This is a genomic window from Suttonella sp. R2A3, assembly GCF_021513215.1.
Lineage (GTDB): Bacteria > Pseudomonadota > Gammaproteobacteria > Cardiobacteriales > Cardiobacteriaceae > JAHUUI01.
The window spans coordinates 1,137,049-1,158,194 of record NZ_CP090975.1 but is presented as its reverse complement, the minus strand read 5'-3'; the positions used below and the strand labels follow the sequence as shown (position 1 = coordinate 1,158,194).

Annotated in this window: 18 protein-coding genes; 5 read left to right on the top strand and 13 right to left on the bottom strand. The window is 50.5% G+C overall.

The annotated features are described in order from the left end of the window. Positions 1-36: 36 nt before the first annotated feature. The 8 genes from prpC to L0B52_RS05390 form a co-directional block, all read right to left on the bottom strand. Positions 37-1,152, bottom strand: a complete 1,116-nt coding sequence (gene prpC, locus L0B52_RS05425) for a 2-methylcitrate synthase (RefSeq protein WP_235063723.1) — start codon at positions 1,150-1,152, stop codon at positions 37-39. A gap of 9 nt (positions 1,153-1,161) precedes the next feature. Beyond that, complete coding sequence (gene prpB, locus L0B52_RS05420) at positions 1,162-2,040, bottom strand: methylisocitrate lyase (protein ID WP_235063722.1); 879 nt, start codon at positions 2,038-2,040, stop codon at positions 1,162-1,164. Then, entirely contained in the window at positions 2,040-3,977 is a 1,938-nt protein-coding gene (locus L0B52_RS05415) for an AMP-binding protein (RefSeq protein WP_235063721.1), read from the bottom strand. Before L0B52_RS05415 ends, prpB begins: the two co-directional genes overlap by 1 nt. Before the next feature lie 192 nt (positions 3,978-4,169). Next, positions 4,170-5,288: a WD40 repeat domain-containing protein gene (locus tag L0B52_RS05410; RefSeq protein WP_235063720.1), complete on the bottom strand. Its 1,119-nt coding sequence runs from the start codon at positions 5,286-5,288 to the stop codon at positions 4,170-4,172. 14 nt (positions 5,289-5,302) lie between these two features. After that, positions 5,303-5,812 carry a hypothetical protein gene (locus tag L0B52_RS05405; protein ID WP_235063719.1) on the bottom strand — a complete coding sequence of 170 codons (510 nt, stop codon included), beginning with the start codon at positions 5,810-5,812 and terminating at the stop codon, positions 5,303-5,305. A gap of 17 nt (positions 5,813-5,829) precedes the next feature. Then, complete coding sequence (locus L0B52_RS05400) at positions 5,830-6,777, bottom strand: NADP-dependent oxidoreductase (protein WP_235063718.1); 948 nt, start codon at positions 6,775-6,777, stop codon at positions 5,830-5,832. Between the two features lie 39 nt (positions 6,778-6,816). Beyond that, on the bottom strand, positions 6,817-7,428 hold the full coding sequence (locus tag L0B52_RS05395; RefSeq protein ID WP_235063717.1) for a DedA family protein: 612 nt from the start codon (positions 7,426-7,428) through the stop codon (positions 6,817-6,819). Further along, positions 7,428-8,195 (bottom strand): glycosyltransferase, encoded by a 768-nt coding sequence (locus tag L0B52_RS05390; protein ID WP_235063716.1) that lies wholly within the window; start codon positions 8,193-8,195, stop codon positions 7,428-7,430. The genes L0B52_RS05395 and L0B52_RS05390 overlap by 1 nt, the downstream gene beginning before the upstream one ends. Before the next feature lie 62 nt (positions 8,196-8,257). Between L0B52_RS05390 and L0B52_RS05385 the strand changes: the two genes are divergently transcribed. Further along, the gene (locus L0B52_RS05385) at positions 8,258-8,611 is read left to right on the top strand and encodes an ArsC/Spx/MgsR family protein (protein WP_235063715.1); all 354 of its coding nucleotides are present in this window, start codon (positions 8,258-8,260) and stop codon (positions 8,609-8,611) included. A gap of 24 nt (positions 8,612-8,635) precedes the next feature. Here L0B52_RS05385 and yegQ read toward each other — a convergent pair whose 3' ends face one another. Next, positions 8,636-9,979 carry a tRNA 5-hydroxyuridine modification protein YegQ gene (yegQ, locus tag L0B52_RS05380; RefSeq protein ID WP_235063714.1) on the bottom strand — a complete coding sequence of 448 codons (1,344 nt, stop codon included), beginning with the start codon at positions 9,977-9,979 and terminating at the stop codon, positions 8,636-8,638. Positions 9,980-10,193: 214 nt separating this feature from the next. Between yegQ and L0B52_RS05375 the strand changes: the two genes are divergently transcribed. The 3 genes from L0B52_RS05375 to L0B52_RS05365 are packed head-to-tail and all read left to right on the top strand — an operon-like array spanning position 10,194 to position 14,680. Further along, positions 10,194-11,357 carry an efflux RND transporter periplasmic adaptor subunit gene (locus L0B52_RS05375; protein WP_235063713.1) on the top strand — a complete coding sequence of 388 codons (1,164 nt, stop codon included), beginning with the start codon at positions 10,194-10,196 and terminating at the stop codon, positions 11,355-11,357. Next, positions 11,357-13,285, top strand: coding sequence for a MacB family efflux pump subunit (locus L0B52_RS05370; RefSeq protein WP_235063712.1), 1,929 nt, complete (start codon positions 11,357-11,359; stop codon positions 13,283-13,285). Before L0B52_RS05375 ends, L0B52_RS05370 begins: the two co-directional genes overlap by 1 nt. Before the next feature lie 9 nt (positions 13,286-13,294). Beyond that, complete coding sequence (locus tag L0B52_RS05365; RefSeq protein ID WP_235063711.1) at positions 13,295-14,680, top strand: efflux transporter outer membrane subunit; 1,386 nt, start codon at positions 13,295-13,297, stop codon at positions 14,678-14,680. A 78-nt stretch (positions 14,681-14,758) separates the two neighbouring features. Here L0B52_RS05365 and L0B52_RS05360 read toward each other — a convergent pair whose 3' ends face one another. From L0B52_RS05360 to doeB2, 4 genes are all read right to left on the bottom strand, one after another. Next, complete coding sequence (locus tag L0B52_RS05360) at positions 14,759-16,135, bottom strand: NAD-dependent succinate-semialdehyde dehydrogenase (protein WP_235063710.1); 1,377 nt, start codon at positions 16,133-16,135, stop codon at positions 14,759-14,761. After that, entirely contained in the window at positions 16,132-17,319 is a 1,188-nt protein-coding gene (gene doeA, locus L0B52_RS05355) for an ectoine hydrolase (protein WP_235063709.1), read from the bottom strand. Before doeA ends, L0B52_RS05360 begins: the two co-directional genes overlap by 4 nt. Positions 17,320-17,339: 20 nt before the next feature. Continuing rightward, positions 17,340-18,593 (bottom strand): diaminobutyrate--2-oxoglutarate transaminase, encoded by a 1,254-nt coding sequence (gene ectB / locus L0B52_RS05350; protein ID WP_409202324.1) that lies wholly within the window; start codon positions 18,591-18,593, stop codon positions 17,340-17,342. A gap of 120 nt (positions 18,594-18,713) precedes the next feature. After that, the gene (gene doeB2, locus L0B52_RS05345) at positions 18,714-19,868 is read right to left on the bottom strand and encodes a N(2)-acetyl-L-2,4-diaminobutanoate deacetylase DoeB2 (RefSeq protein WP_235063707.1); all 1,155 of its coding nucleotides are present in this window, start codon (positions 19,866-19,868) and stop codon (positions 18,714-18,716) included. Between the two features lie 273 nt (positions 19,869-20,141). On the opposite strand from doeB2, the gene dctP reads away from it, so the two are divergent. Further along, the gene (gene dctP, locus L0B52_RS05340) at positions 20,142-21,137 is read left to right on the top strand and encodes a TRAP transporter substrate-binding protein DctP (protein WP_235063706.1); all 996 of its coding nucleotides are present in this window, start codon (positions 20,142-20,144) and stop codon (positions 21,135-21,137) included. Positions 21,138-21,146 lie beyond the last annotated feature (9 nt).

Genomic DNA, 21,146 nt, shown 5'->3' with positions numbered 1-21,146 from the left:
CAAAAAATAAAAATAGGCTTAAATTGTTGTGGTTTGTTAGCTGCGATCTTCAATCGCCACATACGAGCGATCGGCCGGACCAATATACTCTGCACCTGGTCGGATAATCCGATTATCAGCGCGCTGCTCCATCACATGCGCTGTCCAACCGGCGGTACGCGCGAAGACAAAGATCGGTGTAAACAGCTTGGTCGGGATGCCCATAAAGGTGTACGCTGAGGCGTGGAAAAAGTCCGCGTTAGCGAACATATTTTTCTCGCGCTTCATCACCGCTTCCACGCGTTCAGAAACCGCGTATAGGTGATCGTCATTAACCTGCTCAGCGAGTTTTTTGCTGTATCGCTTGATGATCGCGTTGCGTGGGTCTTGCACCTTATACACCGCGTGCCCAAAGCCCATCACCAATTCTTTGCGACTGAGCTTGTCGAGCAAAGCGGCTTCAGCTTCATCAGCGCTGCGCCATTGTTCGATCATTTCCATCGCCGCTTCATTCGCGCCACCGTGTAATGGGCCGCGCAGGGCGCCAATTGCTGCAGTGACACACGAATAAATATCGGATAAGGTTGAGGCGACCACACGTGCGGTAAACGTTGAGGCGTTAAACTCGTGTTCAGCATAGAGGATCAACGAGGCGTTGATCACTTCGGCGTCTAGATCATTCGGCGCTTTGTCGTGCAACATATGCAGGAAATAGCCGCCGATATGCGGGTCATCGAGTTTGGTTTCGATGCGTACGCCGTCGTGGCTGTAGCGATACCAATAGGTGACAATCGCCGGTAAGTTCGCGAGCATACTGATGGTGGCGAGTTCTTGCTCACTAAAATCCGTTTCCGGATACAGATTGCCGAGCATCGAGCAACCAGTACGCAATACATCCATCGGGTGAGTGTCTTTAGGGATTTGCTCAAGGGTGGCTTTTAATGGCTCAGGCAGGCCGCGGTATTCGATCATTTTGGCGCGAAATGCGTTGAGCTCGCTTTGCGTTGGTAGCTCGCCTTTGATTAGCATATAAGCGACTTCTTCAAAGCTGGCGCGTTGTGCTAAGTCTTCGACGCTGTAGCCGCGATAATGCAGGCCGTCGCCTGATTGACCGACAGTACAGATACTGGTTTTGCCGGCGACCTGGCCGCGCAATCCGGATGCGTTACTCATAGTGTGCTCCTATTTCTGTTGGTTGATGCGATCAAGTTGTTGCTCAAACGCATGGTAGTTGAGACGCTCATACAGCGCGTCGCGCGTTTGCATCGTATCAAGCAGATGTTCTTGCGTGCCTTGAGCGCGAATTTCTGCGTACACGCGTTCAGTGGCAAGGCTTGCCGCGCGAAATGCTGATAAAGGATAAAGCACCATCGCAACGCCTACCGAGGCCAACTCATCACGGCTAAACAAAGGCGTTTTGCCAAACTCAGTGATGTTGGCAAGCAGTGGTTTGTCGATGGCTTCAGCAAAGCGGCGATACTCGTCAAGGCTCGCCATTGCTTCGGCAAAAATCATATCTGCACCGGCCTCAATATAGGCTTGGGCACGCGCAATCGCGGCGTCTAATCCTTCGTTGTTATACGCATCGGTGCGCGCCATCAAAACAAAATCCGGGTCGGTTTTTGCATCAACCGCGGCTTTTACGCGATCACACATTTCTTCTGTGCTGACCAGCGCTTTATTTGGACGATGTCCGCAGCGTTTCTGCCCAATTTGGTCTTCCATATGCACCGCAGCAACGCCGGCCTGGGTGAGCTCACGAATCGCGCGTGCGATATTAAACGCGCCACCCCAGCCAGTGTCGATATCGACTAAAAGCGGGGTGTCAACAACGCCTGTGATGCGTTTGGCATCGATCAAGACGTCGTTTAAGGTGGTGATCCCTAAATCCGGCACGCCGAGCGAGCAGGCGGCCACTCCGCCACCAGAAAGATAAATCGCTTGATAGCCAGCAGCTTGAGCAAGACGGGCACTATAGGCATTGATCGCCCCCATAATTTGGAGCGGTTTTTCGCGCTCAATCGCCTCACGAAAACGTTTACCAGCAGATGGTGTGTGCATTAGATGTCCTTGGTTTGATGTTCAACGATGCTGATGTCCAGCTCCTGATTGCGCGGATAGCCGAGCTCGCGCAATCCTGCTTTGATGATGTCCAGTGCGTGGGGGTCTTCGATGGTCGCCGGAATATCGTACGGTGTATCATCGGCCATTGAGCGCATGGTAGCGCGCAAAATTTTACCCGAACGCGTTTTCGGCAGTTTATCAACAACGGTCACCAGTTTGAATACTGCCAGCGCACCGAGTGCGTCGCGCATATGTTCAATGACCTGCGCTTTAATCGTTTCATTGTCATTTTTACTGGTCGATTTTTTGACGATAAAGCCAATCGGCACTTGTCCTTTAAGACGGTTTTTTACCCCGATGACCGCGACTTCGGCCACATCAGGGTGCTCGGATAAAATCTCTTCCATCTCGCCGGTGGATAGACGGTGTCCGGCGACGTTGATCACATCATCAATCCGGCCCATCACGTGCCAAAAGCCGTCTTCGTCGTAATGGCCTGAATCGCCGGTTAAGTAATAGCCGGGATATTGCGAGAAATACGCTTCTTCACAGCGTTCATCGTTTAACCATAAGGTTTGTAAAGTGCCAGGCGCCATCGGCAGACGAATCGCGATATTACCCATGGTATGCGCACCAACTGGATGACCTCGATCATCGAGCGCGCACACTTGATGACCAGGAACGGCCAGCCCTGAATTAAACGGTTTGTAGGGCGCATCATCAATGCCCATAAAGCAGGCGGTAATTGGCCAGCCAGTCTCGGTTTGCCACCAGTGATCGATCACCGGTACGCCAAGTTTATCATTGACCCAGTCAAGGGTTTTCGCATCGCTGTGTTCACCAGCGAGGAAGACACTTTCAAGTTTAGACAGATCGTATTGTTCAACGAGTTTCCCTTGGCTGTCTTCACGGCGGATTGCGCGGATAGCGGTCGGTGCGGTAAAAAGCGATTTTACGCCATAATCTGCGATCACTCGCCAAAATGCACCCGCATCAGGTGTGCCCACCGGTTTACCTTCATAAACCACGGTGGTTGCACCAGCGAGCAGTGGGGCATAGCAAATATAAGAATGTCCGACCACCCAGCCAACATCTGAGGCCGACCAAAAGACATCACCGGCGTGAATGTTATAGATGTTCTCCATCGACCAGACAAGCCCGGTGGCGTAATCAGCATGACCACGTTGTACGCCTTTAGGCTTACCGGTGGTGCCAGAAGTGTAGAGAATATAGAGTGGATCTTCACCACGAACCCACGTGCATCCAACTGGATCAGCGTTAGCGGCTTCTTCGCGCCAGTCATATTCACGGCTTTCAAGCGTCACAACACAACGCTTGCGCTGCCAGACCAAGGTGCTATCGACATGATGCGCACATTGTTCTAAAGCTTTACGCACAATCGGCATATATTCGATAATCCCTTTTGGCTCGATACCGCAAGAAGCGGTGAGGAGCATTTTTGGCTTGGCATCATCAATCCGTTTACCGAGTTCTTTGGCAGAAAAACCACCAAAAACGACCGAATGAATCGCGCCAAGACGCGCACAAGCGAGCATCGCAAAAAGCGCTTGCTCGAGCATTGGCATATATACCACCACGCGATCGCCTTTATTCACGCCGTGGTTACTGAGCACGCCAGCGAGTCGTGAAACCTCATCAAGCAGCTGGTTATAGGTGTATTGTTCTTTGCGTCCGGTGATCGAGCTATCAACAATAATCGCTAATTGGTCGCCGCGTCCAGCATCGACATGGCGGTCAATCGCATTGTCACAAATATTAAATTCCCCACCACAAAACCAGCGATAAAACGGCGCTTTGCTGCGGTCTAACGCTTGTTCATAAGGTTTTTGCCAACGCAGGCTATCGGCAACTGGGGCCCAAAATTGCTCAGGGTGTTCGGCGGCTTTTGCGCGCATGAGATGTAGAGAGGTCATCGTTAACTCCTCGGTTGTTTATTTATTTATACTTATAATAGATTTAGATTATCAGATTGGAGCACCGTTTCCCAAATAAAATTTTTTACGCTAATTTATTTAGTAATAATGGGCTGCTCAGCGATTAAATCCCCTGAGCAATAGCGAGCAAGCACCACTTCAGCGTGTGCTATGTGCTAAGACGGATTAGGATTAAAAACAGATGTTGTTGGTGCTGTTCATTGTGATGCGGTTTGGCTGCATAATACTGGGCAACGTGATATCCGGGGCTCGGCTTAGCGTTTGCAGGTTATACACGCCTAACGTTGCGCTGCCGCCGTAGGTAAAGAGTGCGTATTTGCTGTCGCCACTCACCCATATACTGATAATGCTTGCGCCATCTAAGTCGATGGTATCCAAAATTATCAGCGTTTTAGCGTCACGGATTTGCAGATAGCCATCACCACCGATTACTAAGTAGCGATCGAGCCAACCGCTGCGCAAATAACGTGGGGTAAAATCGAGTTGCACGCTATGTTCACGGGGATGTTTCCCTAAACGGCGCAGGTGTAAGTAGCCGCCTAAATTGGCAAAGGCCGCAAACGATAAATCGTTACTGAGATAAGGCTCTAAAAAGCGTGTGTTATCGGGTGACGGAAATCGTTTGATGGACTCCGTCTCCGGCGTGTAAAAGATCACTTCTTTGCGCTGATAGGTGGTAAAGGCGATTAATGCATCGGCAAATCCCGGTACACCATGGGCAAAACCCGCTTTGCCTCCGATGGATATCGCCTGCCAAGCGTCACCGCGCTCAATGTCCCAGCGCTGGATGTTGCTGCTGCGCTCTTCGAGTACGGTAAGGGTTTGACTGACTGGGCTGATGATGGTGGAGAAATGCGCGTAACGCGATTGGAACGTGCCGGGTAAGATCTTGAGTGTGCCGCTGGCGTAATCTAATAGCGCGACCTGTGCTTCGAGTGCGATCACCAGCAGCGTTGAAGAGGGTAAGAAAAACAGCTTATAAACCGGTGAAGGCAGGTCATAGTGTGTCATCGCCTGGCTTTTTTGCTGTAAGAGCCATACTCGTGAGGCAATTCGGTCGCTAAAGGCTAAATACGGCGAGTCTTTACTGCTTGCCAAGACTTTCGGTAGTGCGGGTAAGGCAATGCTGCCCACGCTTTGTCCGCTAACAATATCAGCAACCGAAAAACGGTGGTGGAGTACATCGGTGACAAACGCATAACGGCTTGGCTCGTAGTAGGCTATTTTATTAGCAGCATAGCCGCGCGGCGCGATCGCCAATATACCGCTAAAAGCGGCGAAGCGAAGCAACGCGCGCCGCTCCATTATGGGGTGTCCGTAAAGCTTTGCAGGCAGCTTTGTAAGGCGTCTTTATCGATGATCGCTCGATTGTGCACACCGTAAAGCTTGCCTTCAACAAACAAGGCGTTATACGGCAAACCCTGTGCCCCTAAGGTGTGCAAGATATCTTCAGGTGCAGATCGGCTTAAATCCAGCTGCTCAATCTGAACATCCGACCCAAACTGGGCAATCGCTTGTGGGTCATCACCGAGATTCAGCGCGATAATATTGATTTGATCGTCGACGGCGAGTGAATCAAGCAGTGGCAATTCCTCGCGACACGGTGCGCACCATAACGCCCAAATATTGACAAGACTTACTCCCGCTAAATCCTGGGGATCAAGCGCAAAATCTGCGGCATTAAGTGTCCGCTCGGAAGGGGCGAATAGTGCACAATCCTCGTTGCCTGCATTAGTGGCAACAGTAGCAGCAGGGACGGTATTGTTTGAGGTGTAAAAGATAAAACCTAATCCAAGCAATAAATTCGCAATCATGGCATTAACTCTACTATTTACGGGGTTGTGTTTAGTACAATTTTACCAAATGTTCGCCCGCTTTCTTGGGCGGTGTGTGCGCTACTTGCCTCACTTAAGGGATAAGTTTCGGCAATATGCACATGCAACTGCTTGTTCGCGAGTAGCTGAACCAGCGCGTCAAGATCATCAGCGTTTGGTTTAACCATGAATCCTTCAACCTGCAAGCCACGCGCAGCGCCGGCTTCTTGGAGTAGGGGTACATGGATACTTGGCAGGCAGATTACCCGGGCATTGGCTTTTAGGGTATCTAACGCTTGAACCGCCGCGTCTCCACCAACGAGATCGAGCAATAGATCGGCTTCTAAGGCTGGAAAGGTGTCTTGTGCGTGGTAATCGATCCAGTCAACGTCGCTGGGATCACCCAATAATGCCCGTTTTTCAGCTGAGGCAATCAAGGTGAGGCGAATGTTTTTGTCGCGCAATAATTGCAAGGCAAGATGACCAACGCCACCAGCGGGCGCGCTCATCACTACATGCTCACCACCTTGTAAATTGGCTTGTTTAATCAGTTGGTAGGCGGTTGTGCCAGCACAAGGCAATGCGCCTGCTTCACGCAAGTCAACAGACTCTGGTACGCGCGCTAACAAATCGCCATCAACAGCGACATGTTGGGCGTATGTGCCACCGGCAAAACTGAGCGCGCATACGCGATCGCCTGTTTGAAAACGGTCATCACGGCTTTCAACAACCACACCTGCGCAGTCAAAACCAATCACGGCAGGCAATAGCGGCTCAAAATACTTTGCGCCCCAACCCAATCCTGCGCGGGTTTTGCAATCTACAGGGTTAACACCGGCAAAATGATTTTCGATCAACACTTGCCCATCGCTAATCTCCAGCACACTGGCAGAAGTATTAAACGTTAATACAGAAGGTGCGCCAAATTCGGCAATCGTTACATTTTGTGTGGTTGTGATACGCATCAGTCGCTCCGATTTCATTTTGGCCCATTATGACATGAGCTATGACGATTGACGATGACGAAGCCGATAGACGATAACAACGCCGATGAGGACAATAATCACCGGCAATAACCAATAGTGCTGTTCGATAATCCACGGCACAATTCGTTCATGCGCGTTGATGCCATGGGCGAGTAACCAGCCGATGAGGATAAATTGCGTGCTCGCACACATAACCCCTGCGCCGCTGGCGCATAAAAAAGGTCGCCAGCGCATATTCAGCGCACCGGCAAGAAAAGGGGTGATTTTCGAGATAGGACCAAGCAGGCGGGCAAAAAACACCGTTCTCGCGCCCTTATTGCGCAACATTCGGATAGCGCGTTGCACATTTAAGCGCCACTTTGCGCGGCGGTGGGTAATGCGGCGAATCCCGCGCACCCCAACATGACGGCCAAACGCAAAACTGCTGACATCCCCCATAAATGCACCTAACCAGACGATGCCAAGAAGCCAATAATTGTGTGTTTGTGCGCTAACATAGCCAGAAGCGATAAAAAACAGTTCACCAAAAACCAACACGCTGGTGAATAAAAATGCGTCGCCAAAAGCGCCAGCAAACAACAACAAGGGTAGCCATGGTGTGTTTAACCAACTGGCGAGCCAATCAGGCATTAAGGGGTCTGCCGCGATTTTTGTTCGTTTGATTTATCGTCTTGCTGGTAGTGGGCAAAAGGATAGTGGATTTCGTTTTCGGTGAGTTCGCCGCGAAAAAAGCGCATCACATTGGCTTTGAAGTACGTCCAGCCTAAGCGAAAAATCCCATCTTGATCGAGACGTCGCGGGTGGAATTCAAAAAACACCGGCAGCATGCGAAAACGAAACGTTTGGCTTGCGCGCTTCACATAATCGCAATCCTCACATAGGGTAATGCGTTCATCAAAACCACCGATAAACTCATGCACCGTTTTGCTGCTAACGATACACGCGCCAGTGCAGGTCGGGAAATGCCATTGGGTAAGCCACATGCCTAAGTCAAATAAACGAATACCCAGACGATTCAGCCAACGGGTGTCGCTTGAGGTCATCCGTCCAGCGCCAACCAATAGCCGACGTTTATTTAACACTGCGTGTAATTGCGCGATAAAATCTGCGCGCAGACGCACATCAGCATCTAAAAACAGTAGGCGTTCGTGGCGTGCGTGTGCAGCGCCAGTATTGCGCCCAAGGCTGGTGCCGCGTTGTTGCATGACTACCGTGCGTAAGTCCAGGCGATCAGCATACGCTTCAGCAATCGCGACCGTATCATCGTCGCTATTGCTATCACAAACAACCACTTCGAAATTCGTAAGACTTTGTGCGCATAAATCATCCAAGATATGGCCAATATTGCTGGATTCGTTTAGGGTGATGATCACGATGCTAAGCGGTATAGTGTCCATAAACAGCCTGTAAAGCGCAAAATAACCCCTGTAGTATAGCAATAGTTTTTAAGGAATATGCCATGAATATAACGATCTACGGAATCTCTAGCTGTGATTCGGTGCGTAAAACACGACAATGGCTCGATAAAGCGCACATCAGCTACACCTTTAGCGATGTGCGCGAGGATCTGCCCACTCAAACGCAATATACGCGCTGGTATCAAAGCTTTGGTGATGCGTTAATCAATAAACGCTCGACGACCTATCGCAACCATAAAGCGCAGATTAATGACGCTTTATCAGAAGGTGAGGACGGGGTGGTGCGGGTATTGGCTGAGTACCCAACGCTGATGAAACGGCCACTCATTGAGATCGACGGTGAGCCGACCATATTGGGTTGGCAACAAGCAGCGCTGGCTCAATACATCGGTTAATGAGCCAGCGCTGCATAGGGTAGATTACAGGTTGCGTGCGAGTAGGGTGCAGTCATCGATTTCGCCGATTTCGGCTTCAACAACCCAGCCGCTCCCTTTGGCGGCGTTTACTGCCTCGCCATTTTTTGCTAACCACAGTCCATCAAGGGTGATCTCACGGTTGCCTTTAGGGCTGATCACTTCCAAACGGTCACCGACCGCAAAATGGTTTTTCGCTTCAATCGTCGCGCGACCGGTTGCGGCGTCATAAGCGGTGATTTCGCCAACGAATTGCTGGGTAGCCGCATTTGATGAACCGGTTTCGTAGTTTTGTTGCGCTTTGATTTGTCGACGAACAAAAAAGCCATCGGTATAGCCACGGTTGGCCAATCCTTCCAATTTGCTATTTAGCTGCGGGTTAAAGTCGCGTCCGGCTAGCGCATCATCAATCGCCTGGCGGTAGAGCTGTGCAGTACGCGCTGCGTAATAATGCGATTTCGTCCGGCCTTCGATCTTCAAGCAATCCACGCCAATTTTGACCAGTTCGCCGACGTGTTCAATCGCGCGCAGATCGCGTGAGTTCATGATGTAGGTGCCATGATCGTCTTCAGTGATTTCCATGTATTCACCCGGACGCTCTTTTTCTTCGAGGAAGTACACGCCGTCAGCGGCAGGGTGGCGCTCGCGGCTATCGGTAATTCCTTGCAGCGCGTCGGGTGAGAAAATTTGATCGGCGGAGGGAATAAACGCACCTTCGCTGTTTTCTTCACTGCCGTGGGTATTGTATTGCCAGCGGCAGGCGTTGGTGCAAGTACCTTGGTTGGGATCGCGGTTATTGAAATAGCCAGAGAGCAGACAACGACCAGAATAAGCAATACACAGCGCGCCATGCACGAATACTTCGAGCTCCATATCCGGGCAACGTTGGCGAATTTCTTCGATTTCTTTGAGTGAGAGTTCGCGCGATAAAATAACCCGCGAAATCCCGGCTGACTGCCAGAATTTGACGGTTGCCCAGTTGACGGTGTTCGCCTGGACAGACAAATGAATCGGCATGTCAGGGAACGCTTCTTTAACCAGCATAATCAAGCCGGGATCGGACATAATCACCGCATCAGGATTGGCCGAAAGGGCGGGCGTTAAATCACGAATCGCCGTTTGTAGTTTATAGTTATGCGGCATCGTGTTGACGGTTAAGAAAAATTGCTTACCCAGTGCGTGGGCTTCATCAATCCCGGTTTTTAAGTTTTCGTCGTTAAATTCGTTGCCACGCATACGCAGGCTATAGCGCGCGGCACCCGCGTATACCGCGTCTGCGCCATAGGCAAAGGCGTAGCGCATGGTTTTTAATGAGCCAGCAGGGGCCAAAAGTTCAATATTTGCTTTCATGATTAATTAATATAAAAAGTTTGTGCCATAAACGGCTGCGCATTGTAGCGTATTTGTCTGTAACTACCTATGATTTGACCGCGTAAAGGATTAAGGCTTATTAAAAAATAGGCTTATCTAAGGGATTCTTAGCGTAAAACGTAACCAATTTTAACGTTTTCTCACGCGTTAAGTTCGTACAATAGCGCTTATGAATATCATAAAAGGATCGCTTGTGTTTCAAGCTGGAATCAGTAAAAAAAGTATGCTTGTGGTGTTGTTTATTGTCGCAGTGCTGGGGTTGGGTTGGTGGTATTACAGCGAGCAGCGCGCAGCAAAAGAGGTCACGCCTTATCTGACCGAAAAAGTCACACGCGGCGATATCGCGGCGAAAGTTTCGGCCACCGGCTCTTTAGAAGCGCTCAAACAGGTTGATGTTGGCGCGCAGGTTTCTGGGGAAATCAGTGCACTGTATGTTGAAATCGGCGACGAGGTCAAGGCGGGGGATCGTATTGCTGAAATCGACGCCAGTACGCAAATCAACAGCCAAAATACTGCGCGAGCGCAGTTGCAAAGTCGTGAAGCAGAATTGCTCACCGCGCAGGCAAATTTGCGTCAGGCTCAGCAAAACTACGATCGACAAAAAGCGTTATTAGCCCGTGGTGCGGTGGCTAAAGAAGTACTCGAGCAGGCAAACACCGCGTTACAAAGCGCCACCTCAGCTGTAGAACAAGCAAAAGCCGGTATTCAACAAAGCCAGATTGATGTGAATACCGCCGGATTAAACCTTGGTTATACCAGTGTCAATGCGCCGATTGATGGCACAGTGATCGCGGTGGTGGTTGAAAAAGGGCAAACAGTGAATGCGGTGCAAAATGTGCCAACGCTGGTGAAAATCGCGCAGACCGATCATATGCGGGTTAAAGCGGAGATTTCAGAGGCCGATGTGAGTCGGGTGAGTACTGGCATGCCGGCGTACTTTACTTTGCTCGGCGATAGCAAACGTTTTAATGGCACGCTGGCAAGCATCGATCCTGCGCCGCTACATGTGAGCAATAACACGTCGGCGAGTGAAACAGCGGTGTATTACTACGGCAAAATGGATGTTGCTAATCCGGAGCAACTGCTGCGTATTGGCATGACAGCGAATGTGCACATCATCACCAATCAGGCTAAAAATGTGCTGCTGATTCCGCTAACTGCAGTGCGTGAGGGTGATGAAGGCGCATCATCAGTGCAAGTTATGGTTGATGGAAAGCCGCAAGCGCAGGCAATCACCACCGGGATTGACGATGGGATTCGGGTGCAAGTTATCGACGGTTTGCAGGAAGGCGATGAAGTGGTAGTCAGCGAAGGTGGTGGTGAAGCGTTCGATTTAGGTCGCGGTGGGCCTTTTTAATGGCTGATGCGATGATTGAGGTGCGTGGTCTGTATCGCCGTTTTGGTGAGGGCGAGCAGGCAGTCACGGTTCTGAACAATATTGACCTACAAATTGCTGCTGGGGAGATGGTGGCGATTATCGGTGCGTCAGGGTCGGGCAAATCGACGTTGATGAATATTCTCGGCTGCTTGGACCGACCCTCAGCCGGGGAATATTGGCTTGATGGCGATAATACTGCCAATTTAAGCTCAGAGGCGCGTGCACGCCTTCGCCGTGAACATATTGGCTTTATTTTTCAACGCTACCATTTACTCGCAGATTTAAGCGCGCGTGAAAATGTCGCGATCCCGTCGGTGTATGCCGGGGTGAGCAGCGAGCAAGGACTAAAACGCGCCGATGAATTATTATCGCGGCTCGGTCTTGCCTCGCACACACACCATAAACCGAGCCAGCTTTCCGGTGGTCAACAGCAGCGGGTCTCGATTGCGCGCGCGTTGATGAACGGCGGCAAGATTATTTTTGCTGATGAGCCGACCGGTGCGCTCGATAGTCAGAGTGGTGAGGAGGTTATGGCTATTTTGCGTGAGCTGCACCAAGCAGGGCATACCATCATCTTGGTCACCCATGATCCGCATATCGCAGCCAGCGCTGATCGCACGATTGAAATTAAAGACGGTGAAATTATCGCCGATAGTGCGGCAAAAGTTGGTGTTAAGGCGAGCGAGCCGGAAGCGCCACTGCGCGCAGCACGCCTAGGGCTGTCACGCTATTTTGCCGCTTTTTCTATGGCGTGGCGCGCGATTATTGGCCATAAACTGCGCGCATTTTTAACCATGCTTGGGATTGTAATCGGTATTGCCTCGGTGGTGAGTGTGGTCGCGTTAGGGCAAGGTGCGCAACAGCAAGTGCTCTCACAAATCAGCGATTTAGGGAGTAACACCATCCATATTTATCCGGGAAAATTTGGCGATCGTCGCGCCTGGCGTATCCGCACGTTAACCGCTGAAGACGCGGATGTGCTTGCTGAGCAAAGCTTTATCGACAGTGCGACGCCGAATGTGTCACGCAGCACCAATTCACGCTATAACAACCTCGATTTGAGTGCGCGCGTTGAAGGCGTTGGCGCGCAATATTTTCAAGTACAAAACCGAAAAATCGTTCGTGGGCGTTCGTTTAACTCTCGTGACATTGAGCGCTACGCAGCGGTAGCAGTGATTGATCAAACCGGCGCGAAGCGTTTGTTCAGAGAGAAAGATCCGCTAGGTGAAGTGATTTTGCTGAAAAATATGGCAGCCACAGTGGTCGGGGTGGTTGAAGACGATAAAAGCCAATTTTCGGCGAATTCGTTGAACGTTTATGCGCCTTATACCTCGGTGATGAACCGATTATTAGGACAAAATCATGTGAATACCATCACTTTGCGCATCGCTGATGGCGTGGCAAGTGGGATGGCAGAAGATGCGATTAAACGCATTTTGATTCGCCGCCATGGTGCAGAAGATTTCAGCCTGTTAAACGCCGATAGCTTGAGAGAGGCGATTACTAACACCACGCGTACGCTATCGCTGCTTATTTCTGCGATTGCGTTAATCTCGTTGATTGTTGGCGGGATTGGGGTGATGAATATTATGCTCGTTTCGGTAACCGAACGCACCCAAGAAATCGGTATTCGTATGGCGGTTGGTGCGCGCCAAAGCGATATTCTGCGCCAATTTTTGATTGAAGCGGTGTTGTTATGCCTGATCGGTGGCGTACTCGGTATTGCGCTCGCTTTTGGCTTAGGCCAGCTGCTGAGTGTGACCGGCGCTGACTTTGAGATGATTTATTCAACTGCTTCAATCGTTGCCGCATTTGTTTGCGCCACCGGTATTGGGATTTTATTTGGCTTCCTGCCTGCGCGTAATGCGGCGCGCCTTGATCCGGTTGATGCTTTGGCGCGAGAATAAGGATAGATTATGACACCACTATTTCTTCATCTACCGATCAAGATCACGGTCGCACTGTTGCTAGCCGGTTGTGCGTCGCTTGACATGCGTTCATCACAAGAGGATGTCGCAAGCATAGCGGTGCCACAAGATTGGCTATTTGCCGTTGCCGAACAGCAGGCCACCGCAGAGCAACAATGGTGGCAAGCTTATGAGAGTGCCGCGCTTGATCAACTCATTCAACGCGCTTTAGCGCACAATCAAGATCTGCGCAGCGCAGCCCTAAATTGGCAAAAGGCGCAGTTGGCGGTCACCCAAAGTACGCGCAGCCAAGAGCCGCAATTTAATGGCAGCTTGGGCGCTTCGGCCAATCGTAACTTTGACAATCGTTCAAATAATCAATCCTTTAGCAGTGGATTGAGCGCCAGTTACCAAGTCGATTTATGGCAAAAACTCAGTGTGAGCGAAGATATGGCGCAGTGGAGCGCTGAGGCGAGCAGTGAAGATTTGCTCGCTGCGCGCCTGAGTGTCACAGCGGATGTGGTGCGCGCTTATATAAATCTTGCCTGGATCGACGAACAGTTGTGCTTTTATGAACGTAATCTTGCCTATAGCCGCGATAGCCTTGAGCGGATGCGAGCGCGCTACGAACTCGGTAATGTCGCGCACATGGAAGTCACGCGCAGTGAGCAAAGCCTGGCGCAGTTAGCGATCAATAAAGAAGGGTTAGAGAAAGCGCGCAGCGAACAGCTGATGCAGCTTAGCCTGCTTTTAGGCGAAGCGCCGCAGCGTTTGGCGGTTAACCCTGCGTCGCTCGAAGATATTACGCTGCCCTCACGCTACCTACCACTACCAGCAACACTGTTGCGACAGCGTCCGGATTTACGCGCTGCGCAATACCGATTGCAACAGCAGCTTGGCGAAGTGGTGATTGCCGAGCGTGCGTTTTATCCAGAGATCAACCTCAATGGTGGACTTTCTGCTGGTGGGGTCAACCTTGGTGAAATACTCAGCAATCCGATCGGCAATCTTGGCCTAAATATCAGTTTGCCATTTTTAAACAGTCGGCAGCTCGTGCTTGCCAAAAAACAGCAGGAGTTAAGCTACCAGCAGGCGCTAACCAATTTTGAAAAAAGCCTCTACAGCGCGATGAAAGACGTTAATAGCGCGCTGCTCAATCAGCAGCACTACGTTAGTGAAGAAGCGCTGTTAAGCGAACAGCTTGCTCGCGCCAAACGCTTAACTTCGCAAGTACGCGCGCGTTATGAATTAGGCGCTGACAGCATGCAAACCTTACTCGATGCTGAACAAAGCGCACGAGATGCTGAATTAGCACTACTCGCTAATCGACATAACCAACTGAGCACCAGCGTTGATCTCGCGCTTGCCCTTGGTGGTAGTACACAGATAGAGTGAACAATAAACTGCGTTGATCATAAAAAAAGGGGCTATCGATGATAGCCCCTTATGTTTGTGTGGCTAGTTAAGACGAACTTATTCGCTGATCCACACTTGTTGTGCGTTAACGAACATCTTAATCCCATGCGGACCGAGTTCACGGCCATAGCCAGAACGCTTAATTCCACCTGATGGCAAGCGAGGATCGGTTTTAACAATCCCGTTAATCGAGACTTGCCCGGCTTCGATTTTCGCAGCCATCGCTTCAGCGGTATCTCGATCGCCCCACACGCTGGCAGCCAGACCGTAGGGTGTGTCGTTAGCAATACGCAGCGCCTCATCAGCGTCTGCAACTGGCATCACTACCATCACCGGACCAAAGGTTTCTTCGCAGGCTGCGGTCATCTCTGGGCTGACATCCGCGAGTAGGGTAGCAGGGTAGAAAAAGCCATCACCTTCCGGCAGTTCCCCACCAAGGATTAGCTTGGCGCCCGCTTCAACGCTTTTTTGTACCTGACGGTGCAAGTTGTCGCGTAAATCCGCGCGCGCAATCGGCCCAATGCGGGTATCTTCTTCACGTGGATCGCCCATTTTCAGCGCGGCTAAACGGGTTTTGAGTTTATCAAGCAGCTCAGGATAGACCGCTTTATCAACCAAGATCCGCTTAGCGGCAATGCACGATTGCCCTGCGTTGATGATGCGCGAGAGTGTAATTACATCGGCGGCTTTTTCTAAGTTGGCGTCTTTTAAGGCAATACAAGGATCCGAACCACCGAGCTCTAAGACGGCTGGTTTGATCGCTTCAGCGGCCATAGAGGCAACTTTACTACCGGCTGCTGAAGAGCCTGTAAACGAAACCGCTTGCACGCGATCATCAGCGATCACGCCGGCAACAGCCGCATTTTCTAAAGGCAGATCGAGCAGTAAATCGGCAGGTGCGCCACATTCACGGCTGGCTTGAACAAATAGCTCAGCAATCGCCACACTACAGGCGGGGGTGTGCGGGTCATGCTTCATCACGCAGGTGTTGCCTGCCATTAGCGCAGGTGCTGAAAAGCGGAGTGCCAACCAAAACGGCGCGTTCCACGGCAGGATGCCTAAAACCACGCCAATTGGCAGATACTGCACGTAGCTGAGCGCGGCATCAGAGGCGATGGTTTCGCGCGCTAAATAGTCTTCAGCGTGATCAGCGTAATGTTCGGCGCACCACGCGGCTTTATCGACTTCGCCACGCGCTTCGTTAATTGGTTTACCCATTTCATCGGTCATCAACAGCGCCAAACGCTCGCGGTCTTCGCGCATCAGCTTGGCGACGTGTTTGAGCAATGCGCCACGTTCGGCAAAGCTGGTTTGTTTCCATTGCTGATACGCGCTGTGCGCGCGACTGATGCGTTCTTCGATGGTGGCATCATCTAAAGTGGGGTATTCGTGGAGTAATTGCCCGTTGCTGGGGTTGATCACGCGTAAACTCATGATGCCTCCTTCGCGCTTGCAACTGGTTTGACATGGAAATCTTCTGAGAAATTAAAGAACGATTCGCAGCCAGTTTCTGTGATGTATACCGTATCTGATATGCCACAGGTTTTATCGCCATCAACGCCCCACATCCACGGGATTAGGTGGAAGGTCATGCCCGGTTTCAATACGCGGCTATCACCCTGTCCAAGACTGATGATATAGCCTTCATCCCAGCTGGGTGGGAAAGCGATGCCGATTGAGTAGCCAGAGCGGGTAATCAAGCGTGCGCCAACTTGGTTGTCAGTGATGATGTCGCGAGCAATTTTATCCGCTGCGGAAACGGTTAGCCCCGGACGCAGATTGTGGCGTAGTTCGCGCAACGCCAATTTCATCGTTTCCTGCGCCTGATACATACTGTCAGATAACTCACCGAGAATCACAGTACGCATCATCGCTGTGTGGTAACGACGCACACAGCCGCCGAGCTCTAAAAAGACATGCTCGCCGGCTTGCAATTCACGACCTTCCCAAGTGGCATGGCCAATCATGGTGCGTGGTCCGGAGGTGATATATGGCATCACAGCAGGAAACTCTCCACCAGCTTGAAACATCGCGCGCGAAACCTCGCCAGCAACATCATTTTCGGTAACCCCAGGCATACACGCTTCATAACCCGCACGCATACCGGCAATGGTTGCCGTCGCGGCACGGTGCATCAGCTCAATTTCCACCGCAGATTTACATGCTCGACCCTCTTCAACGATGCCGAAGCAATCGAGCAAATAGCCATCAGGGAGCGCGGTGTGCATGCGGTCTTGCTGGTAAGCGGGGAAAAAATAGCTGTTACGTTCATACCCCACACGCTTATCTGCGAGGCCAAATTCGCGTAGGCCATCAACTAAAGATTGAATGGCATCGCCGCTGTCTTGGAAGGGGCGTGAGATTTCCACCCAAGTGCGCGCCACTACATTACTGTCTTCGAGATAACGGGTGACCATAAACGGCTCTTTCTCTAAAGGTACAACAAGCGCCTGAAAGAAAGAATACCCGGTGGTTTGATAATCAGTGAGGTAAAAGAGGTTTTCCGGATCAGAAATGATCACCGCATCAAGTAGTCGATCCGCCATACGTTGGCGGAGTTCGCCGATTCGCCGCTCGTATTCGGCGAACGGAAACGTCATATCATCGCGTGCGCGCATATTCAGCTTCTCCTCTGTGATTAACTAGCGATAGCCGCATCAACGGCTTGACGGAATAGCGCGATCCCTTCATCAAGAACGCTATCTTCGATCGTCAGTGGTGGAATCAGCTTGACCACCCTGCCGCCTGTGCCACAAGGACAGATAATCAGGCGATGCTTAAAGCATTGGTCAGCAATTTTCTTCACCAATGCACCATCGCCAAAATCGATGCCGAGAATCATCCCACGACCACGTACCGCAGCGACTTGCTCTGGATAGGCTTTAGCGATGTCTTCTAAGGCAGCACGAAGTTTGTTGCCTTTACGCAGGGTTTCATTGTTAAACTCGTCGTTTTCGTAGAAGCTAAAGGACGCTTTGCCGGCGACAAACGATAAGTCCTGACCGCGGAATGTCCCGGTGTGCTCGCCGGGGAGCCAATGTTTGTCGTGTTCTGGTTTGTTAAGGTTCATTGCCAACGCTGTACCGTAGCCACCAATCCCTTTCGCTAAGGTGATGATGTCTGGATCAAGATCAAATGCTTCAAAGCTAAAGAAGCTGCCGGTGCGTCCGCAGCCAGCCTGGATGTCATCTAAGATAAACAACGCCTCGGTTTCCTTGGCCAAAGCTTGCACCGCGTGCAACCATTCTTTGCTTGCAACATTCACGCCACCCTCAGCCTGAATCGGCTCAACCAAGAACGCGGCTGGTTTTTCCAAGCCTGAAGAGGTGTCGTGTAATTGCTTGCCGTAGGCTTTGATTTGTTCGATACCACCGCCTGGTGCGGTTTCAAATGGTAAATGAACCACGTTTTCGAGTGGCACGCCAGCGGCTTGACGGAAATGGTTATTACCGGTGGCAGCGAGTGCGCCTAAGGACATGCCGTGGAAAGCGTTGGTAAAGGCAACTACTTGCCGACGACCAGTGACTTTACGCGCGAGTTTGAGCGCTGCTTCAATCGCATTCGTGCCGGTTGGGCTCATGAACTGGAGTTTGTAATCCATGTTGCGTGGTTTCAAGATTGTGTTAACAAACGTCTCGATAAATTCACGTTTGGCTTTGGTGAAGAGGTCTAAGCTGTGGGTAATGCCATTGCGCTGGATGTACTCAAGCATTGCGGCTTTGAGTTTTGGGTTGTTGTGTCCATAGTTGAGCACGCCTGCGCAGGCAAAGAAATCAATAAAGCGGTTGCCGTCTTCATCAAACATCTCTGCATTTTCTGCGCGATCGAATACGACAGGGTTGGCGCGACAGTAGCCACGAATTTCAGATTCATACCGGGTAAAGATATCCATCATTAACTCCTTATTTATCAATAAAGTATTGCAATAAAAGTTGGCGAATATAAATCTACGGTACCAGTTTAATCCACATGCGGCAAATCACTAAGATAAACAAAGGCGCTATTAAGCGCTTTATTTTGTGCTGATTGGCAGCCCTGCAAGGCGGCAATAAAGCTTTGTGACAACCGGGATAAGGTCATCATTAAAATCATAGATTGGACTATGGCACGCCGGATCATTATCGCCTATTCCAGCGCCAATCAAGGCAAAGGCAGCAGGGATTTCTCGGCCGTAATAGCTAAAGTCTTCTGAGGCCATAATCGGCAGTAGTTGTGGGCTTTGCCAGCTATCACCTAGTTCTAGTGCAATTGCCTCACGCATGTGTTTAGCGGTGTTAGCTTCATTAACGGTTGCTTGGTAGCGGTTGTGATGGATGACTTCTGCTTGCACACCATAACTTAAAGCGGTTTGCGCAACAATTTCGCTGATGAGCGCGTTAATCTGCGCGCGTTGTGTGGTGTCAGCTAGGCGAATACAACCATTGAGTTTGGCGGTTTCAGGGATTACGGTATCGGCGCTTGGTGCGTCAAATCCGGTGACGCTAACTACAACTTTATGCTGGGGCGCGATTCGTCGTGCAACAATCTGCTGTAAGTTAAGCACAATAGCAGAAGCGGCAAGCACTGGGTCGGCGCATTGCTCAGGCTGGCTGGCGTGACCGCCTTTGCCCTGAATTGTGATGTTAAACGTACCATTACCCGCCATCACCGCGCCATCTGGGCAGACCGCTTGGCCAAAAGGAATCGCTGGCCAATTATGCCAGCCATAAATCCGTGACACATCTTTGAGTGCGCCAGCTTCAATCATCGCTTTAGCGCCATGTCCGCCTTCTTCGGCCGGTTGGAACACCAAGCGAACTGGCTGTGGCAGCTGATCTTCGTGTTGTTTGAGCCAGATTGCGGTGGCGATTAAGGTGGCGCTGTGGCCATCATGGCCACAGGCATGCATAGTATCGGTAGTCTGTGAACGCCAAGGCAGGTTATTTTGTTCGCTAATCGGCAGGCCGTCGATATCAGCACGTAAGGCAATCATCTCTCCTGGCGCATTTGGTGCCAGGGTGGCAATGGTGCCGGTTTCGGCTAGCGCCTGCCATTCAATACCGTGTTCGCTGAGTACCTCGCGAATATAAGCGGCGGTGTTGTGTTCCTGCCAGCCCAGTTCAGGTTGCTGGTGCAGGCGGTGGCGTATGGCTTGGGTAAAGGTGATAAGCTCTTCAAATGATGGCACAAAACCTCCGAATCGTTGTGTTGCTTTATGGAGTGATGCCTATGCAGTGTAGCGCAATTGTCGAGACATTGGTGATGGTAATGTTTTTTCTTTGCTTTTTATTAATATATCGCTTTTTAGTTTATTATTGGTTGAAAATTAAGCGTAAAAAACCTAAATTATAGGTAATGTTTGCGATCAATAAGCCGCTTTTAGCTTAGGGTTCGGTTTATATTGCTAAGTGGCTATGTTAAGTTGTTTTAGTCTTAGTTAAAACACCTTAAAGGAGTGCTTATGAACAAGATTTTACTGACAACGGCTATTGCTGCATTAACCAGTGCCAGTGCTATGGGTGATACATGGAAATACGCGATTGAGGAGTCCATGGATGACGTGCAGGGCGTTTTCGCACAATCATTTAAAAATTATGTGGAAGAAAACTCTGATCACGACATCAAGATTTACCCATACGGTACACTCGGCGAGTCTGATGATGCGCTTGAGCAAGCACAAGCCGGTATTATCGAATTCGTTGATCAGTCTCCAGGCTTTACTGGTTCGTTGATCCCTGAAGCGCAAATCTTCTTTGTCCCTTATTTGCAGCCGACAGAGCACGATAAGTTGGTAAAATTCTTCCGTGAGTCGAAAGTGATTAACGACGAGTTCCCAGCCATTTATGCCGAGCAAGGCTTAACCTTGTTGAAGATGTTTCCAGAAGGTGAATTGGTGATTACCACGAAAGAACCGTTTACCTCACCGGAAGAATTTGAAGGGATGAAAATCCGCGTGATGACCAACCCATTAGTGGTTGAAACCTATAAAGCGTTTGGTGCGACACCAACCCCTTTGCCATGGGGTGAAGTGTATGGTGCGCTACAAACCAACATCGTCCAAGGCCAGGAAAACCCACTGTTCTGGGTAGATTCAGCGAAGCTGTATGAAGTGACTGACGTAATCACCTTTACTGGTCATAACAACTTCACCACCGCTGTGATGGCAAACCAGGATTTCTATCAAGGGCTTTCAGAAGAAGACCAGCAGTTGATTGCTGATGGGATGAGCGCTGCTTTTGACGAAATCGTTGACTATCAGAAAGGTCTCGGCGAGAAATCGTTGGCTAATATTCAAGAGAAAAAGCCTGAGATTGAAGTCGTAGAGCTGACAGACGAACAACGTCAAGCCTTTATCGATACCCGTGAAGACGTTGAAGCGATTTATATTGAACAAGCTGGTGAGCGTGGTAAAAAGTTACTCGAAGCATTTAAAGCTGATTTGGATGCCGTACAGTAATTATCGATT